Origin of the sequence: Streptococcus oralis, from assembly GCF_001075875.1 — a bacterium.
Taxonomy (GTDB): Bacteria; Bacillota; Bacilli; order Lactobacillales; family Streptococcaceae; genus Streptococcus; species Streptococcus oralis_I.
Genome location: NZ_JUOS01000046.1, coordinates 1 through 295, shown reverse-complemented (window position 1 = coordinate 295; position 295 = coordinate 1). Strand labels below are relative to the sequence as shown.

Annotated in this window: 2 tRNA genes; both read right to left on the bottom strand. The window is 52.5% G+C overall.

Features of this window, described 5'->3' with window-relative positions:
• Positions 1–70 precede the first annotated feature (70 nt).
• A tRNA-Ile gene (locus ADM33_RS03175) sits at positions 71–144 on the bottom strand.
• 13 nt (positions 145–157) lie between these two features.
• A tRNA-Met gene (locus ADM33_RS03170) sits at positions 158–231 on the bottom strand.
• Positions 232–295: the final 64 nt, after the last annotated feature.

The window sequence follows — 295 nt, the reverse complement described above, 5'->3', positions numbered from 1 at the left end:
TTTTACACGCCTGACGGTTTTCAAGACCGTTCCCTTCAGCCGGACTTGGGTAATCCTCCATAGTATTTAATGGACCTTGTAGGACTTGAACCTACGACCACTCGGTTATGAGCCGAGAGCTCTAACCAGCTGAGCTAAAGGTCCAACAAGATCATTATAGCGGCGAAGGGGATCGAACCCCCGACCTCCCGGGTATGAACCGGACGCTCTAGCCAGCTGAGCTACACCGCCATCAATCGGGAAGACAGGATTCGAACCTGCGACACCTTGGTCCCAAACCAAGTACTCTACCAAG